Below are 17,749 nucleotides of genomic sequence, written 5' to 3'. Positions count from 1 at the left end.
AAATAAAAAAGGCGTCCGCTCAGTGAGCGGACACCTCATAGGTTAAGACATTAAATCCACTAAAACCGCTTTCTGCGCATGAAGACGATTTCCAGCTTGATGGAAAACGACGGAATTAGGTCCATCGATGACTTCACCGGTTACTTCCTCTCCCCTATGTGCAGGAAGACAATGCATGAATAAATAGTCGTCTTTAGCCAGTTTGACTAGTTCATTGTTGATTTGATAATCCTTAAACGCTTCCAAGCGGATTCCATTCTCGATTTCCTGCCCCATGGACGTCCAGACATCGGAATAAACGATGTCCGCATTTTGTATCGCTTCCTGGGCGGATGTCGCCACAACAATATTACTTCCCGTCTTTTCTGCCACTTTTTGCGCATAGCTGACGACTTTTTCATCAGGCTTGTAGGTCTCTGGGCATCCAATGGAAAAGTCCACACCCATTTTTGCACAGCCGACCATCAAGGAATTGGCGACATTATTGCCATCTCCGATATAACTCATCTTCAAACCTTTTAGCTTCCCTTTAATCTCGATGATGGTCAAGAAGTCAGCCAGCACCTGACACGGGTGGGCAAGATCAGTTAGTCCATTGATGACCGGAATGGACGCATTCCCCGCCAATTCCAGGATTTTTTCATGTTCGAACGTACGGATCATGATGCCATCAATATATTCCGAAAGGACTTTAGCCGTATCGGAAATGGTTTCACCGCGACCTATTTGCAGATCATTTCCACTTAAGAACAAGGCGTGTCCGCCAAGCTGCATCATGCCCACTTCAAAGGATACACGGGTTCTGGTCGATGATTTTTCAAAAATCATCCCAAGCGTCTTTCCTTTTAAAGGTGTATATTCCTCGCCAGCCTGTAATTTACCCTTAATCTCCTGAGCCAGCTTTAACAGTTCTGCTATCTCTGTAGGTGTAGACTCTTTCATCGTCAAAAAATCTTTTCCATTTAAAATCTTGGCGCGTTCCTGTACTATAATCGGGCTCATGCGTGTGACACTCCTTTCGAATAGGTTACAAGCCAATCCTGAAGCGAGGTTACTTCTAGGTCAGCATTACCTGCCGATTGCAGATATGCCTTGAAGGTCTCTTCTTCCGTAAACGCAAGCAACCGGTATTTTGCGGCCATAAGCCTTAGCTTCTTATCTTCTGCCGTTGTTCCATAAGCCAAGACGATTGCGGCATTCCCGTCTTTCAGCCATTTTTCAAAGTCCGTGTCACACAGGATCAAACCGGCTTCCGTGATTTGCTCAAGCAATCCTGCACTTAGCTGGACTGAGTTGGATTGGTAAACTCCTGAAGCATGTTTGGCTTTTTGAGCATGGAATACTTTAGCCAAAGCTTCTTTAACCGTTTTACCAACGGCAATTCCCTCACCTGTCGATTTCATTTCCGGACCTACCTTGGAGTCAAGCCCGCTTAAGGCAAACGTTGAGAATACTGGATATTTGACGACTTTATACGGAATGTCTTCCATTAATCCCGTTTTTCCGAACACATTCGACAATAAATATTTCCCAAGCAATATTTTTGTTGCGACTTGCACTAAAGATACATCTGTGACTTTACTGATGATCGGAATTGTCCGGCTTGCACGCGGATTTACTTCCAATACATATACGCTGCTTCCTTCAATCACATATTGGATGTTCATAAGTCCTTTATAACCCAGCTCTGTAACTAGCTTTTGGGCATAAAGGGTCATTTTCGCTTTCATTTCATCACTTAAGGTTTGTGCCGGCAATAAGGCCATGCTATCTCCTGAATGGACGCCTGCCTTTTCAACATGTTCAGCAATGATTGGGATATATAGATCCACTCCATCCGCAATCAAATCAATTTCCGCTTCTTTCCCTGGTATATAGGAATCGATCAGCACGGGGTAAACGAGTGCGGCCCCATTTTTCATTCTTTGGATCAAGTCTTCCTTCGAACGGATTATTTCCATGCCTTGGCCGCCAATTACATAGGATGGACGCAATAGGACTGGAAAGCCGATTGCCTCGGAACGCTCCATTAACTGCCGTTCATCATTCGCCATCGAACCTGGGACATGCGGGATCTCCAGCTTTTGCAGAAGTTGATAAAAACGATCGCGATCCTCCAATTGATCAAGTGTATCGAAGGTGGTGCCCAACAAGTTCACACCGTAATCTTCAAGACCCTTTGCCAAGTTTATCGCGGTCTGTCCTCCGAATTGGACGATGACATCGTCGATATCCTCCACTTCAATTACATTAAGCACATATTCCAATGTTAACGGCTCGAAGTAAAGGCGGTCTGCGGTGGCAAAATCGGTACTTACCGTTTCCGGATTATTGTTGATCATGATGGTTTCAACATTTTCATCCTGGAGTGCATAAACTCCATGCACGGAACAGTAATCGAATTCAATTCCCTGTCCGATCCGGATAGGCCCGCTGCCGATCATCAATACCTTCTTTTTATTGGTTTTCTTCTGCTCATTCTCACCGAAATATGTCGAATAATGATAGTTCGTATGTGAACTGAACTCGGCTGCACAAGTATCGACCGTTTTGTATACAGCGGTGACTCCGAGCGCTTTTCGATGTGTCCTCACTTCCATTTCACTTACATTCCACACGGACGCAAGGTAACGATCGGAGAATCCCTTTTCTTTGAATAACTGAAGTTCTTCTTTTGTTACCGATTTGATTGACTTGGACGTGATTTCAGTTTCCTTGGCGATAAGCGAAGCGAAGGAATGAAGGAAGAAATAATCAATGATCGTCGCTTCATGGATTTCTTCAACGGTCACACCTTTACGAAGCATCTCGAATATGACGAAAATTCGTTCGTCGGATTTTTCGGCAAGTTTTTTCCACAGTTCTGGAACGGATTTATCCCTCAACGATAAAAGCTGCAGGCCATTCGTTTTTAGTTCCAATGAATCGACGGCCTTTTGAACCCCGCCCTCAAAGCTGCGGTGTAAAGCCATCACTTCACCCGTTGCCTTCATCTGTGTTCCCAATTTTCTGTTTGCGGCCGTGAATTTGTCGAATGGCCACCTTGGGAACTTCACGGCTACATAGTCAAGGGCAGGCTCAAAGCTTGAATATGTACTTTTCGTTACAGGATTGATTATTTCAGATAAATGATAGCCGACGGCGAGCTTTGCGGCGATGCGGGCAATGGGATATCCTGTTGCCTTGGAAGCCAATGCCGATGAACGGCTGACGCGCGGATTCACTTCTATCAGATAATATTGTTTGCTATGTGGATCAAGTGCGAATTGAATGTTACAACCCCCGATGATGCCTAAAGCAGAGATGATCTTGATCGATGCGGCACGCAGCATCTGAAACTCATCGTCCGATAAGGTCTGAGAAGGTGCCACGACGATGGAATCGCCTGTATGGATACCGACGGGATCGATATTTTCCATATTGCAGATGGTGATGCACGTATTGTTGCCATCGCGCATGACCTCATATTCGACTTCTTTATACCCAGCTATGCTTCTTTCAATCAAGCATTGTGTAATCGGGCTTTCTTGGAGACCGCCCCGTACTAGTTCCTTGAATGACTCCAAAGAATCAGCAATTCCGCCACCTGTCCCGCCAAGTGTATAGGCAGGCCGGACGATGATGGGAAAACCGATTTTTTCCGCGAAAGCTTGCGCCTCTTCCAATGTATGAACGATTGTACTGTCCGGGACAGGCTCATCAATTTCAAGCATCAGCTCACGGAACAATTCACGATCTTCACCCTTTTTGATCGAGTCGATCGGTGTACCTAATAGTTTCACATCATATTGCTTGAGTACTCCTGCATCATCCAGTTGATAGGCAAGGTTCAAACCTGTTTGGCCCCCTAAAGTAGCCAGCAGGCCATCAGGCTTTTCTTTGGCAATGATTTTTTCCAGCACATCCACTGTCAAAGGTTCAAAGTAGACAGCATCCGCATTCATGTCATCCGTCATGATCGTTGCCGGGTTATTGTTCACAAGAATGACCTTATATCCTTCTTCTTTTAAAGCTAGGCACGCTTGTGTACCCGCATAATCGAATTCGGCAGCCTGCCCGATGACAATCGGCCCCGAACCAATCACTAAAATCGTCTGTATCGTGTTGTCCTTAGGCATAGGCTTTTTCTCTCCCGCTATAGTCATTTATCATTTGTAAAAAGTCATTGAATAGTTGTGAACTCTCGTTCGGTCCCGGATTTGCCTCAGGGTGGTACTGGGTAGTGAAAATTGGCAGGTCTTCATGCATAAGGCCCTCAACCGTGCTATCATTGACATTCCTGAAACGAACTTGAAGCGATGTCCCCTGTAAGCTTGGTTCATCCACCTCATAACTATGATTTTGAGAACTCATATACACCCTTTTCGTTTTCAAATCGACCACGGGCTGATTCGCACCGCGATGCCCAAACAGCATTTTTTTTGTATTCCCACCGAAGGCAAGGGCCGTTAATTGATGACCGAGGCAGATGCCCATCGTCGGGAATTTCGTAATGATCTTTTTTAAGTTCCCTAAAAGATATTCCAGCTGTTTTGGATCCCCAGGCCCATTTGAAAGCAAAATCCCATCCGGCTGCAGCTCCTTGATCTGTTCGAATCCAGTGTCAAATGGTACGACCGAGACTCTGCAGCCTTGCTCAACCAACGAGTCCAAAATGGATTTCTTATATCCGAAGTCCATCATCACTACGTGCTTGTCACCTTCTCCAAAGCTCTCTACCACCTTTGTCGATACTTCGGCGACTTGGGCTGCCAAATCATTCTGGCTTGGTTTGACCGTGAATCCTTCTTCCGCTGTGATGACGGCCTGCATCGAGCCTTCCTGTCTAATGTTTTTAACGACCGCCCGTGTATCAACATGGCTTAACAGCGGAATGGCCCATTTTTCTAAATATTCCCCAAGTGAATATTTTGCCTGATAATGGGAATGGCTCATATTCCCTTCATAAACAATGACGCCAGCAACATGCGGCTTTTTGCTTTCAAAATCATTTTCATTAATTCCGTAATTTCCAATGAGGGGATATGTGAAAATGACAATTTGGTCCTTATAGGAAGGATCGGTCAATACCTCTTGATATCCGGTCATTCCCGTAAAAAAGACAATCTCTCCACAGGTTGCTTTTTCAGTGGGTCCAGTAAGCAGTTCCCCTTCAAAAACGGAACCATTCTCTAAATATAGATAGTTTTTCATGTTCTTCACCTCTGTAGTGGACTGCGTATATTTATATATACAATAGCATAATTATTCATTTTACTCTATAAAAATCCAAGCAATTTAGATTGTTTGCTTTATTGCCAATACTTCTTCTATTTTCACGACCGCCATATCAATTTCTGACTCGGTGACAGTAAGCGAGGGGAGCAGCCGAAGAACCTTAGGTCCTGCGCTCAATACAAGTAAACCTTCTTCTTGAAGCTCAGCCAGGAATTCCTGAACATCTTGTTCACATTCAATCCCGATCATCATTCCAAGCCCGCGGATCTCCTTCACTTTGACAGAATCCTGCAATGCCTTTGCCAATGCACTCCTAAGATATTCAGCTTTATTCACGATTTCTTTTAAAAACCCTTCTTTGAAAATTTCCTTTAAAACAGCTTCCGCTGCCGAGATGCTAACAGGGTTGCCGCCAAAAGTTGAGCCATGGCTTCCCGGATTGAAATGCTCCGAAAGCATTTCACGTCCGATCATCGCTCCGATCGGCAGGCCATTTCCCAGACCCTTTGCCGAGGTGATGATATCCGGTTGGACATTATAATGCTGAAAGGCAAATGGTTTTCCCGTCCGTCCTATCCCAGTCTGTATTTCATCAATGATTAATAGAGCCCCATGTTTTTTGCAGTGCGTCTGGATCGTGTCCAAATACGATTGGTTTATGACATGGATACCACCCTCTCCCTGAACGATTTCAATCATGACAGCGGCTGTCTTCTCATCAATCGCAGCTACCATGGCATCATTGTCATTAAACGGGACATATTCAAAGCACTCAAGCATCGGCCCGAATCCAGTCTTGATTTTTTCCTGTCCCGTTGCTGCCATCGTTGCAAATGTCCGTCCGTGGAAAGACTGCTGGCATGTGATGATTTTACTTTTCCCGGTAGCTTTACGTGCCAGTTTGATGGCAGCCTCATTCGCTTCCGCACCGCTGTTGGCAAAAAACACCTGACTTAAACCGGAGGCATCCGCCAGCATTTTTGCCGTGCGCTCCTGAATCGAACTCTGAAACATATTCGATACATGCCAATATTTATTTAGCTGTTCCGTGACGGCCAACTTTACCGACTCATGGCAATGCCCAAGATTCAAAACCCCGATTCCCGACGTAAAGTCCAGGTACTCTTTACCTGTCGTACTTGTAATCTTCATTCCTATCGCTGTATCCGGCTCAATGTTCCACCTTGCATATGTAGGAAATAAATAACTCATTGAATGACCCCCTCTTCCTGAAGAAATTTCGTGCCGATGAACTGTCCAGCTCTATAAAAATGATCTTTCCCGCTAACGATCATCACTTCCCCAACCCCCTTATTGAGCACCGACAGTGCTGTATTGACCTTCGGGATCATTCCGCCATGGATGCTCCCATCCAAGATCAAGCCCAATGTTTCCGTTTCAGTCAAACTCTCAATGATTTGCTCATCCTTTAAAACCCCTTTTACATCGGTCACAAATAAACACATTTCTGCAGAGAGTGCCTTCGCTACAGAGCCTGCAGCCATATCGGCATTCACATTCAATTTGGTGCCCTCACCCGTTATCGAGATTGGTGTCAATACCGGACAATACCCCTTTTCCAATAAAATCCCCAGCAATTCCGGATTGACTTGCTGTATCTCTCCAACAGCTCCCAGTTTTTGTTCATCGATAAACCCGCCTGTAAGAATCCCGCCATCCGATCCATTCAAGCCCACTGCCCGAATTCCGTGCGTTTCCAGTTTATGAACGAGACTTCGGTTCGATTTGCCAGCCAGCATGAGTTCGACGATTCCCAATACTTCCGCGGTCGTCTTTCTTAACCCGTCCTCAAAGATTGGCTCGATCTCGAATTTTTCCATCATCGAATTGATATCAGGACCGCCGCCATGAACAAAGACAATATGATAGCCGCGATCCTGCAGCTGATTGACACTATGGAAAAAAGACTCCGATAACTCATTAATGATGCTGCCCCCGCACTTGATGACCAATATATTCATCCTTGTCAACACCCCTTAAGAACGATAGCTTCCGTTTATTTTTACGTAGTCATATGTTAAATCACAGCCCCATGCCGTTCCTATTTCCTGCCCATCCTTCAAAAAGACATGAATGATGATATTTTCATTTTCAAGGTAGGCCTTTGCTTCTTCCTCAGAAAATAGGACCGGTTCACCATCTTTAAGTACGACAATATCACCAAATACGATCGTTGCTTGATCAGGCTGGAATTCCACTCCGCTTCTTCCCATCGCCGCTATGATTCGTCCCCAGTTCGCATCAGCGCCAAACGCTGCCGTTTTCACTAGATTCGAACCCACGATCGTCTTCGCCATCATCTGGCAATCTTGCTTTGTATGCATCCCATGGACATTCACTTCTATCAGCTTCGTGGCCCCTTCCCCGTCTTTGGCGATTTGTTTGGCCAGATTTTCGGAAGTTTGTTTCAGTAATTCCAAGAAAATGGACCATTGATGATGTGTGGGTGTCAAAGGTTCATTATTCGCCTCTCCATTCGCCAGCACCAATACCATGTCATTCGTGGAACAATCGCCATCGACCGTGATTTGATTGAAGGTATCATTCGTAATTGAGGACAAGGCAAGCTGTAAGTCCGCAGATTCGATGACAGCGTCCGTTGTTATGAAACCGAGCATGGTGGCCATGTTTGGATGAATCATTCCCGACCCTTTCGCCGCTCCGCCCATTTTCACGGTTTTGCCGTCGATGACCGTTTCATAGCCGCAGCTCTTGGTTACGATATCCGTTGTTAAAATGGCAGTTCCAAAATCTTCAGCAGCCCCGGGTGTATGATTTGGCTGCAATACGTCTATGCCTTTTTTCACTTTTTCCATTTCCATGTATTCTCCGATGACACCGGTAGAAGCGACTGCGAATGCATGATCCTCCAAGCCGAATTTTTGCGCCGCCAGCTTTCTCATTTCCTTTGCATCCTTTATGCCTTGTTTTCCAGTACAAGCATTCGCACATGCACTATTGACCACGATACCGTGAAGTTTCCCTGTAGCCGCAATGCTATCCTTGGTTACATCGATTGGAGCCGCTTGAACTAAATTTTGGGTATAAACCGCAGCGGCTGAAGCTGGTGTCTCGGTAAAAATGATGCCAACGTCTTTTTTTGAGTACCGCAATCCAGCATGGACCCCTGATGCCTTGAAGCCTTGTGCAATTAAGATGTTTCCGTCTTTAATCTGTTTGATTTCTTCAACTGTCTGTAATGTATTCATTTTTCTCCTCCATATTTTAAGGATAAAGGGGACTGTTCCAAAGCCCTGCCGTTTCTTCCAGTCCCATTAATAGATTGGCATTTTGAATGGCCTGGCCTGCAGCACCCTTCATTAAATTATCAATGACCGAAACCACCGTTACTTTACCAGTTCTTTCATCATGGGCGACACCGACATCACAGAAATTCGATCCGTACACCTGTTTCGTGGATGGAAATTGAGCGAGCGGCTGTACCCGGACAAATGGATGATCCTCGTAAACTGTTTTGTATAAGTCGACCAATTCCTCCCATGAGGTTTGACGATCCACCTTTATATACATCGTTGCCATTATGCCCCTAGTCATCGGAACGAGATGGGTATTGAAGGTAATGGGTTGTATAGGCTGCATCCCCGGCGACCATCGCCCAAGCTGCTGTTCGATTTCCGGTATATGTTGATGCTGATTCACTTTATATATTTTGAAGTTCTCATTCATTTCGCTAAAATGTGTTACGGCTGAAGGGGATTTACCCGCTCCGGAAACTCCGGATTTCGCGTCGATTACCACATCTGAAGCTGCGCCAGCCAACCCTTCCGTATACAAAGGAGCAAGGCCTAGAAGTGATGCCGTAGGGTAGCACCCTGGATTGGCAACAATATTCGATTTCTTTATCGCTTTTGCATTCCATTCAGACAATCCGTATACGGCTTCTTCAATGATGGGCTTTGGCGCTGCCGGTTTCTTATACCAGTATTCATATTCACCCGGGGTTTGAAGCCTAAGATCACCGGATAAATCAATCACCTTAATATCAAGGTCTGAAAATTCGGAAATCAATCGCGAAGATACACCTGAAGGGGTGGCAAGGAATACAATATCCGAGTGTTTAGCGATAGCCTCCGGATCAATTTTTTCCAATTTGTCTTTCATATGCATTAAATGTGCATTTTCTTCATGTAAACTTCGACCAAATTGGGATGAAGTATGTAATGATTTAATTTTGAATTGCGGATGATTATTCAAAATCCTGATTAATTCCAGCCCTCCATAACCTGTGGCGCCTATAATTGATACAAACACATTAACCAACTCCTGTATTTTTTTGTCCCTGTCATTATTTGATTCTATTATTATATGACTGAATAAAAATAAAATCAAATGTATTTTTATAAAATTTCAGTCTTTAATTCCAAGAGGCAATTCCTCTTCAGCTAAATTCTACATTTATCCATATATGTTGACCGCTAGTTGTTTTTCCGTTTAAATCAAAGGTAGTAATTGGATATCCCTTCACTTGAAAGGTGGTTATTAACATGAATGGATCATCGTTATCAAAACGGTTGCATGCCCTTTTAGATAATAGACAGCACATTAAACATATGGAAAAAGGATGCTTCCTTTTTCAGGAAAGCACCTCCGCAAATGATTTATATTACATATTGAGCGGCAAAGTGGAGCTGAGCAAGGTTGTTCCAGACGGACGGGATTTAACTTTGCGCATTTGTTCGGAGAATGACTTGGTTGGAGAAACCATCCTTTTTTCTCTTAATCCAAAATATATGATGAATGCAAAAATGTTGGAAGATGGCAATGTGGCGGTTATATCAAAAGAATCGCTGGAACAGAAAATTTCCTCCGATAGCAGCCTTGCAATCGAGATGATAACTTGGTTGTCCGCTCAAAACCGCAAAAATCAGGCGAAATTCCGCGATATGCTCCTGCACGGAAAAAAAGGGGCATTTTACTCTACCCTCATCCGTTTATCAAATAGCTATGGGAAGGAAGTTGAAGATGGCAAAGTCATCAATTTTCCCTTTACAAACCAAGAACTCGCCAATTTTTGCGGGTCATCACGTGAGGTGGTCAATCGATTGCTCTCTCATTTAAGGAAAAATGATGTCGTCTCCATCAAAAAGGGGATCATTACGATTCTTGACATTGATTATTTAAAACAAGAGATCGATTGTGAAAACTGTCCAATCGAAATCTGCACGATCGATTGAAGCCGCCTCCCTAAAACAGACAATGCATAAGACCATACTCATACATCCCCACCGGGACCATGGCCTTATTTTCCTTGCTGCGGGTTCGTTAACAATATCTTTCCCCATCAAAAAAAGTTGCATAAAAATTGTATAAAAAAAGATGAATGCTATTGGCACTCATCCTCGGTGTTTCACATATACAGATTAAATTCGGGATGGCAATCGGTTAACCTCCGATGAATGACATCTCGATTTTTTCCTGTCCTTTCAAGGTTCCCGCTGCCCGTTCATCTGAATAGCGGTCATCCCTATCATTCCACAATGAAAGGATGAGCTCGGTCAAATCCTCATCCGCCATGTCAGAACGGAGCACGGACTTCAAATCGTGGCCCTTTCCATTGAACAGGCACGTGTATAAACTTCCATTGGCAGATAAGCGGGCACGTGTACAACTGGAACAAAAAGACTCGGATACGGATGTTATGAAGCCCACTTCCGTATTCGTTCCTTTATGACGGAAGCGTTTTGCCACTTCTCCATAATACTCTTCTTCCACAGGCTCCAGGTCGAATTCAGTTTGAAGCATTTCAAGCAATTCCATTTTCGTTACCACATTCTTCAATTGCCAGCCATTTGTATGACCGACATCCATGAATTCGATAAACCGTAAGGTGATGCCCTCTTCTTTACAAAAACGGGTCATGGGAAGGATCTGAGATTCATTGGTTCCTTTTTTCACCACCATATTCACTTTAACACCAAGACCGGCTTCTTTGGCAGCTCTTATGCCACAAATAACCGGCTCGATCCCGATCCCCCTGCCATTCATCTGCTTAAACAGTTCATCATCGAGGCTGTCCAAGCTGACATTCACTCTCTGTAAACCAGCCATCATCAACTTCTCGGCATGTTTTTTCAAATATACGCCATTCGTGGTCAATCCAATATCTTCTATCCCTTCAATGTTAACGAGCGCAGCTATCAGTATAGGAAGATCCTTCCGCAACAATGGTTCCCCGCCCGTCAATCTGAGCTTTTTAACTCCTAAGTCAGCAAATATCTGCGAAACCCTCACGATTTCCTCATAAGATAACAGTTCACTTTTTGGGAGGAATTGAAACGAATCATCAAAAATTTCTGCTGGCATGCAGTATTGACAGCGGAAGTTACACCGATCGATGACGGATATCCTTAGATCCCTCAATGGTCTGCCCAATGAATCTTTTATAGGTTTATTCAATTAACCACTCCTAACCCAGCGTATCAGAAAAAACCAGCCCACAAAAAGCTTCACCCTTATGAAGGATTCACTATGCGACTGGTTTCCCATTTTTATTCCTTGTCGATTATTTGATTCCCAATGCGATTTTGGCATATCTGGACATTTTGTCTCTGGTCCATGGCGGACTCCAGACAATCTTCACATCTGTCTCCTTGACCTCCGGGATATCTTCAAGAACCAATTTCACTTGATCGACTATCGTCCCAGCTAGCGGACAGCCCATTGCGGTCAACGTCATCGTAACTGTAGTCAGACCTGCTTCATCCATGTCCACATCATATACCAAACCTAAATTCACGATATCTATACCAAGCTCAGGGTCAATGACCTGCTCCAAAGCTCCAAGAATAACGTCTTTTGTATCTTGATCCACACCAATCACTCCTTCTATGAAAAATCTCTTCGTTTCTAAAATTTATCGGTTTCATCGCAAACTGTCCCGATCTAGACTTTACACTGCGTCTGTATTAGAATCATAACAGATTTTGCGTGAGTACTTAAGCTTTTTGCACAGTTGGCAGCAAATGTTTCTCGAACCAGCCTGCTGTCATAAGCACTCCTTCTCTGCTGACCTTATGGCCAGCCTTTGGGTCGAGGGTGAACTCGATTTTCCCTTCTGCCCCATCATACCCCGCTTTGACTCCTTCAAAAAAGCGATACGCATGCTGATAAGGGACGATCGGATCTTTAGCTCCATGCCAAAAAAGAAGCGGGCGGCTGGCAAGCCTGTCTGGATTGAGACTCAAGTCGTACGGTTTAAGATATTCCATCACTTTGCCGGCTTCCTCATCCGTTACAGGGAAGGGCAATTTCCTTTTCTTAATTTCTTCGATCTGGAGCTCTGCATACGCGACATATGATGGATTCCCCATCAGACTGACTCCGGCCGTTATCCATTCATAAGCGGCAAGTGCCCCGTTCGTCACGATCCCCCCCATTGACGTACCCGCTACGCCAATCCTATCAGGGTCAATTAATTTTCTCCCTAATAATTCATCCTTCATCACAGATAATTCTTTTATCGTTTGTAAAACCATTTCCCAGAAAAGGGGCATCATTTCGGAATCGCTTAAACCAGAATCCCTTTCCCCATGATGAATTACATCGGGAAGAAGCACCCGGAAACCCTTTTCAGCCAATAAATAGGCATAGTGAAGATTATGTTCTTTCGCACTTTGAAAGCCATGTATAAAAATGATGAGCGGCAATTCCTGATGGAATGTAGTCTGCTCACTCAAGTGTAAGGCAGGAATTTGTCCTATTTGTTCTTTTTCGATTATTATCAAGTTAACCCCTCCGAATATTTTCACCCTAAAATGATTCCCGTTGTCTCCATACTCGCTCTAAGTATTATAATCCTGGATATAGTAATATCATACAGGAATGCATAAAGAATGAAAAAGATTTACATTTACTTTAAAATAGGCTTAACAATATTTGCATATAATGAAATCAAAAAGAACAGAAGGTGTGTACATGGCTGAGAAACATTTAATCGTATTGGATCTTGATGGAACTTTACTTACCGATAAAAAAACCATTTCTGCAAAGACTAAACAAACATTGCTTAAATTAAAAGAAGATGGACATGAAATCATGATTGCCACCGGTCGTCCGTTTCGTTCAAGCGAACTGTATTACCGCGAATTGGGCTTGACTACACCAATCGTCAATTTCAATGGAGCTTTCGTCCATCATCCATTACAGACAAGTTGGGGGGTATATCACTCTCCGCTTGATATAAGCGTTGCGAAAGATATCGTGGAGGCTTGTGATCAATTTAAATACCATAACATCATCGCTGAAGTCCGTGATGACGTCTACGTCCATCATCATGATCAGAAATTGATGGACATGTTCAATTTAGGCAATCCAACCATGACGACGGGTGACTTGCGCAATTTTCTTCAGGATTCCCCCACATCGATGCTCATCCATACAGACAGTGAATATGTAGGATCGATTCGCCAGCATTTATCCGATGTGCATGCAGAATTGGTCGATCATCGCCGCTGGGCGGAGCCTTTCCATATCATCGAAATCATTAAAAGCGGGTTAAGCAAGGCGGTCGGCCTAAAACGCGTTTCCAACTATCTAGGAATCCCCCAAGACCGGATCATTGCATTCGGGGATGAGGACAACGACTTGGAAATGCTTGATTATGCAGGAACCGGCGTTGCTATGGGAAATGCCATCTCGCCTGTTAAGACGGTGGCAAATATGACGACTTTGACGAATGAAGAAGATGGAATAGCTGTCTTCCTTGAAGAAAAATTCAATATAAAGTTCTGATGCGGCATTTTTTACCTTCATAAAATCTCCTATCGAAGCCAAACTAATATCGACAACAGATTTGCTTCTGTTGTTCACAACGCTCAGAATCGGAGGAGATAAGCATGGGTAGTAAATCTAAACGATTTGTACAGCAGGGCAAAGAAAGTGTTGCCAAGCATGCCGAAAGGATCCCTTATCACACCACGTTTGAACAGGCTGAAAAAGACAGGTTAAGAATCATGTCTGAACAAAGCTATGGTGGCTTCTAATGGGAAACAAATTATTCCAGAAAGCTAGAGAATTTGTTGAAGAAGCCCTTCACTCTGAGCATGACCATGACGGTGACCAGCACAACACCGAGGATATCGCTAAAAACGCTCTTTCATCCGCCTTCGCCAACTCGACCGAGGCTGAGAAAGAACAATTGCGGGAATTCCAGGAAGAGTTGGAAAACCACACGAAATAAGCGAAAGCCTCCAGGATATCCTGGAGGCTTTTGTTCAATTATTATCCTTTCGGGCTTTTCCGCCCTTTTCCCCAATCTCCTTATAAAATGCCTTGCCATGAGAATCGGAAGTGGCCTCTCCGCCCTTCTGCCCAATTTCCTGATAAAAGTCCTTATTATGGTTATTGGATGTTGCTTTGCCGCCCTTTTGTCCAATTTCCCTGAAAAATTCCTTGTCGTGATTTTTTGAAGTGGCTTCCCCGCCTTTACGTCCTGCTTCCTGCCTGCTCATTTTTTCATCGTTAGCCATTTTTCATCACTCCTTCGGTAGATTTTTGAATTGGCGCTACACTATATGAAGTAACCGCTTTGAACAAGCAGTAAACAGGAAATGCCAACAAAACTCCCATCTGTAAACGAAGTGTAATGGTTTTAATTTGCCGTTAATATCATTCCCTCCTGAATGTGCCAACGATTCCTGAAGTTTCGATAATGTTCGTGAAGGCTTGAGGATCCACTTCTTTAATGATACGTTCCAGGTCATAAAGTTCATATCTTGTAATGACAATCAATAACATTTCCTTATTTTCATTAGTGAATGCACCTTTAGCCGGAACCCTCGTGATTCCACGGACAAGCTTGGCATGGATGGCTTGTTTAAGTTCTTCGCTTTTCTTTGTAATGATCATGGCCGTAAGCTTTTCATGGCGTGTATGTATCGCGTCCACAACACGAGTAGATGTGTATAACGTGACCAATGTATACAAAGCTTTTTCCGGTCCGTAAACTGCTCCGGCCGTAACGATGATCACGCCATTGAGCAGGAATAAATAAGTGCCAACAGGTTTATCCTTTTTCCGCGACAGCAGCATGGCAATAATATCCATACCACCTGTCGATGCACCATACTTCAAGGTGATTCCGACGCCCACAGCAGCTATGACACCGCCAAACACGGCATTCAATAATATGTCAGGAGACCATCTTGTAATGGGGATCACTTCCATAAAGAGTGTCATCAAAGCAACGCTAAGAAAACTATAAAAGGTAAAGGACTTTCCAACTTTCCGCCATGCGATGATGGTTACGGGAATATTCAATAACAGCAATAAAATCCCTGTAGAAACATTAAAAGGAGCAAAGGACCCAATCATTCGCGATAGAAGCTGAGCCACTCCCGTAAAGCCGCTTGCATAAACATTTGCCGGTATTAGAAAAAAGTTCATCGCGATGGCATTCAAGAATGCCCCGACCACAACTATGATGATTTTCTTCATTTCGCCACTATACATCATAAAACCTCCATTTCACCCTTATCCTATTATCTTTTTACCCATAAATATTTATTCTATTTACGTATGGATTGAAATTTTGCGTTTACGTGCTACACTAAAAAGTGGAGTGAACTCTCATTTTCTAAAAACTGTAAAAAGAAAGCAGGTGTATTATGGCTATCACAATTCTTGCAGATAGTGCATGTGATTTGCCATTGTCTTTCTATAAGGAAAACAATGTCTCATTGATCCCTTTACAAGTCCACCTTGATGGGAAAAACTATGAAGATTTGCTTACCATTAATTCTAAAGAAGTCTATCAGGCGATGATTGACGGAAAAGCGCCGAAAACATCCCAAGCTTCCCCGGAATACTTAATAGAACTTTTCAGGCAATTTGCCAAGGAGGAAAAACAGGGGATTTATATTGCCTTTTCCTCTGAGCTATCCGGAACCTACCAAACGGCTGTGATGATCCTTAATCAGGTGAAGGAAGAATATCCTGCTCTTGATATTGAAATCGTCAACACAAAATGCGCTTCGATGGGTGTCGGCTTAATCGTCAAGCAAGCCGCCGAATTAGCGGCAAACGGTGCATCGAAAGAAGAAATCCTGGCTGATATCGAATTTCGCACCCGCCATATGGAGCATCTGTTCACGGTGGATAATCTTGAATATTTGGCACGCGGAGGCCGCATCTCCAAAACTTCTGCCCTTGTTGGCGGATTATTAAACATTAAACCGTTATTACACGTTGAAGATGGGAAACTGGTCCCACTGGAAAAGATTCGCGGCAAAAAGAAATTGATTAAACGTGTCATTGAATTAATGCATGAAAGAGGCAAAAACTTAACAACCCAAACGATTGCCATCAGTCATGGCGATGATGAAGAAACGGCATTGGAGTGGAAAGAAGCCATCCAAAATGAATTCGGGACGAGCGATTTCATGATCCACACGATCGGCTCCGTCATTGGCGCTCATGCAGGCCCTGGCACAATTGCCCTTTTCTTCTTAAACGATACCCCTGAGAAATCATAAACATACATACTTCCTCCCATCATTGTGAATCATAATATTGATCATGATTATGGAAGGGAGTTTTCAGTATGTCCAAAACCACTGATAACAATAAAAGACCGAAAGACAATCAAGCGATCAATGCCGAAAAAAATATCGCTTATCAGGAAAACCTCACTGCAGGTAAACACTCCTATTCGAAGAAAACGGATCATAAATGAAGCGTAGGGGCTTGCCCCCTCGCTTTTTTAGTCATGCAGCCATTTATGGTCAATTTGGTTGTCTTCCTTGCACACTTTCTCTATAATGAAGGAAATAAACCCTGCTGGAGGTAAGTGATGGCAAAGGAAAATTCATTTGATATAGTATCCAAAGTAGACTTTTCGGAAGTGACGAATGCAGTGACCATGGCTATGAAAGAAATTCAGACACGCTATGATTTTAAAGGGAGTGTAAGCAGCATAACCCTTGAAAAGGAAGACCTCGTTTTAGTGTCTGACGATGAATATAAGCTTGAACAATTAAAGGATGTCCTTATCAGTAAACTCGTGAAACGGGACGTACCGATCAAGAATTTGGACTATGGCAAATTGGAAGGTGCGTCTGGCGGAACTGTTCGCCAACGGGCCAAGCTAATTCAAGGCATTGATAAGGAACAAGCCAAAAAAATCAACACGATCATCAAAAATAGCGGTCTTAAGGTGAAAAGCCAAATACAAGATGACCAAATTCGCGTTACCGGGAAAAACAGGGATGATTTGCAAGGAATCATTTCAGCCATCAGGGGCGCCGATCTCTCGATTGACGTCCAATTCCTGAATTATCGCTAATTAAGATAGACCTTACCCGTCGGGGTGGGTCTTTTTTTGGCCTCTCATACAGGGCTTTACCTTCTCACTTTGAATGAATTTGCTTCATTGAACATGGTAAGACTAAGGATGTTGCATTCTTGAACTTTCAAGAAAAATTTACGGCAATTTATTATGGAATGTTTTGCCATGTTTTCTTTTTCCAAGAACAAGGAATAGAAATGGTGTAGA

The 17,749-nt window shown here is 43.6% G+C and carries 18 protein-coding genes and 1 pseudogene; 7 read left to right on the top strand and 12 right to left on the bottom strand.

The window, feature by feature from the left end:
• Positions 1-42 precede the first annotated feature (42 nt).
• The 7 genes from argF to argC form a co-directional block, all read right to left on the bottom strand.
• Positions 43-1,002 (bottom strand): ornithine carbamoyltransferase, encoded by a 960-nt coding sequence (gene argF / locus MHI53_RS06360; RefSeq protein WP_340373053.1) that lies wholly within the window; start codon positions 1,000-1,002, stop codon positions 43-45.
• Complete coding sequence (locus tag MHI53_RS06355) at positions 999-4,118, bottom strand: carbamoyl phosphate synthase large subunit (RefSeq protein WP_340373052.1); 3,120 nt, start codon at positions 4,116-4,118, stop codon at positions 999-1,001. The genes argF and MHI53_RS06355 overlap by 4 nt, the downstream gene beginning before the upstream one ends.
• Positions 4,111-5,193, bottom strand: a complete 1,083-nt coding sequence (locus tag MHI53_RS06350) for a carbamoyl phosphate synthase small subunit (protein WP_340373051.1) — start codon at positions 5,191-5,193, stop codon at positions 4,111-4,113. The genes MHI53_RS06355 and MHI53_RS06350 overlap by 8 nt, the downstream gene beginning before the upstream one ends.
• Before the next feature lie 84 nt (positions 5,194-5,277).
• The gene (locus MHI53_RS06345) at positions 5,278-6,429 is read right to left on the bottom strand and encodes an acetylornithine transaminase (RefSeq protein WP_340373050.1); all 1,152 of its coding nucleotides are present in this window, start codon (positions 6,427-6,429) and stop codon (positions 5,278-5,280) included.
• The gene (gene argB / locus MHI53_RS06340; protein WP_340373049.1) at positions 6,426-7,199 is read right to left on the bottom strand and encodes an acetylglutamate kinase; all 774 of its coding nucleotides are present in this window, start codon (positions 7,197-7,199) and stop codon (positions 6,426-6,428) included. The genes MHI53_RS06345 and argB overlap by 4 nt, the downstream gene beginning before the upstream one ends.
• Positions 7,200-7,214: 15 nt before the next feature.
• The gene (gene argJ, locus MHI53_RS06335; protein WP_061143042.1) at positions 7,215-8,447 is read right to left on the bottom strand and encodes a bifunctional ornithine acetyltransferase/N-acetylglutamate synthase; all 1,233 of its coding nucleotides are present in this window, start codon (positions 8,445-8,447) and stop codon (positions 7,215-7,217) included.
• A 16-nt stretch (positions 8,448-8,463) separates the two neighbouring features.
• Positions 8,464-9,510 carry an N-acetyl-gamma-glutamyl-phosphate reductase gene (gene argC, locus MHI53_RS06330; RefSeq protein WP_340373048.1) on the bottom strand — a complete coding sequence of 349 codons (1,047 nt, stop codon included), beginning with the start codon at positions 9,508-9,510 and terminating at the stop codon, positions 8,464-8,466.
• A 233-nt stretch (positions 9,511-9,743) separates the two neighbouring features.
• Here argC and MHI53_RS06325 point away from each other — a divergent pair, with 233 nt between their 5' ends.
• On the top strand, positions 9,744-10,433 hold the full coding sequence (locus MHI53_RS06325) for a Crp/Fnr family transcriptional regulator (protein ID WP_340373047.1): 690 nt from the start codon (positions 9,744-9,746) through the stop codon (positions 10,431-10,433).
• A 208-nt stretch (positions 10,434-10,641) separates the two neighbouring features.
• Here the strand turns inward: MHI53_RS06325 and moaA are convergent, their stop codons facing one another.
• From moaA to MHI53_RS06310, 3 genes are all read right to left on the bottom strand, one after another.
• Positions 10,642-11,655 (bottom strand): GTP 3',8-cyclase MoaA, encoded by a 1,014-nt coding sequence (moaA, locus tag MHI53_RS06320; RefSeq protein WP_340373046.1) that lies wholly within the window; start codon positions 11,653-11,655, stop codon positions 10,642-10,644.
• 106 nt (positions 11,656-11,761) lie between these two features.
• Entirely contained in the window at positions 11,762-12,070 is a 309-nt protein-coding gene (locus MHI53_RS06315; protein WP_061143046.1) for a metal-sulfur cluster assembly factor, read from the bottom strand.
• A gap of 124 nt (positions 12,071-12,194) precedes the next feature.
• Positions 12,195-12,983, bottom strand: coding sequence for an alpha/beta fold hydrolase (locus MHI53_RS06310; protein ID WP_340373045.1), 789 nt, complete (start codon positions 12,981-12,983; stop codon positions 12,195-12,197).
• 190 nt (positions 12,984-13,173) lie between these two features.
• Here MHI53_RS06310 and MHI53_RS06305 point away from each other — a divergent pair, with 190 nt between their 5' ends.
• The 3 genes from MHI53_RS06305 to MHI53_RS06295 all read left to right on the top strand — a co-directional run bounded on the left by MHI53_RS06305 (position 13,174) and on the right by MHI53_RS06295 (position 14,437).
• Entirely contained in the window at positions 13,174-13,989 is an 816-nt protein-coding gene (locus tag MHI53_RS06305) for a Cof-type HAD-IIB family hydrolase (RefSeq protein WP_100533812.1), read from the top strand.
• Between the two features lie 104 nt (positions 13,990-14,093).
• Complete coding sequence (locus MHI53_RS06300; protein WP_057912450.1) at positions 14,094-14,240, top strand: hypothetical protein; 147 nt, start codon at positions 14,094-14,096, stop codon at positions 14,238-14,240.
• Positions 14,240-14,437, top strand: coding sequence for a DUF3813 domain-containing protein (locus tag MHI53_RS06295; RefSeq protein ID WP_061143049.1), 198 nt, complete (start codon positions 14,240-14,242; stop codon positions 14,435-14,437). Before MHI53_RS06300 ends, MHI53_RS06295 begins: the two co-directional genes overlap by 1 nt.
• Before the next feature lie 37 nt (positions 14,438-14,474).
• On the opposite strand, the pseudogene MHI53_RS06290 reads toward MHI53_RS06295, so the two are convergent.
• Together MHI53_RS06290 and MHI53_RS06285 are read right to left on the bottom strand one after the other, a co-directional pair.
• A pseudogene (locus tag MHI53_RS06290) lies at positions 14,475-14,726 on the bottom strand (general stress protein); the annotation flags it as partial.
• Positions 14,727-14,865: 139 nt separating this feature from the next.
• Positions 14,866-15,708, bottom strand: coding sequence for a YitT family protein (locus MHI53_RS06285; protein WP_061143051.1), 843 nt, complete (start codon positions 15,706-15,708; stop codon positions 14,866-14,868).
• 155 nt (positions 15,709-15,863) lie between these two features.
• Between MHI53_RS06285 and MHI53_RS06280 the strand changes: the two genes are divergently transcribed.
• From MHI53_RS06280 to MHI53_RS06270, 3 genes are all read left to right on the top strand, one after another.
• Positions 15,864-16,730 (top strand): DegV family protein, encoded by an 867-nt coding sequence (locus tag MHI53_RS06280; protein ID WP_061143052.1) that lies wholly within the window; start codon positions 15,864-15,866, stop codon positions 16,728-16,730.
• Between the two features lie 68 nt (positions 16,731-16,798).
• Entirely contained in the window at positions 16,799-16,930 is a 132-nt protein-coding gene (locus MHI53_RS06275; RefSeq protein WP_081092478.1) for a DUF3941 domain-containing protein, read from the top strand.
• Positions 16,931-17,047: 117 nt separating this feature from the next.
• Positions 17,048-17,539 (top strand): YajQ family cyclic di-GMP-binding protein, encoded by a 492-nt coding sequence (locus MHI53_RS06270; protein WP_061143053.1) that lies wholly within the window; start codon positions 17,048-17,050, stop codon positions 17,537-17,539.
• Positions 17,540-17,749 lie beyond the last annotated feature (210 nt).

Source organism: Peribacillus sp. FSL E2-0218 (assembly GCF_037992945.1).
GTDB classification, from domain to species: domain Bacteria; phylum Bacillota; class Bacilli; order Bacillales; family DSM-1321; genus Peribacillus; species Peribacillus simplex_B.
The sequence above is the reverse complement of the archived record's forward strand: the minus strand, read 5'-3'. Positions and strand labels throughout refer to the sequence as shown.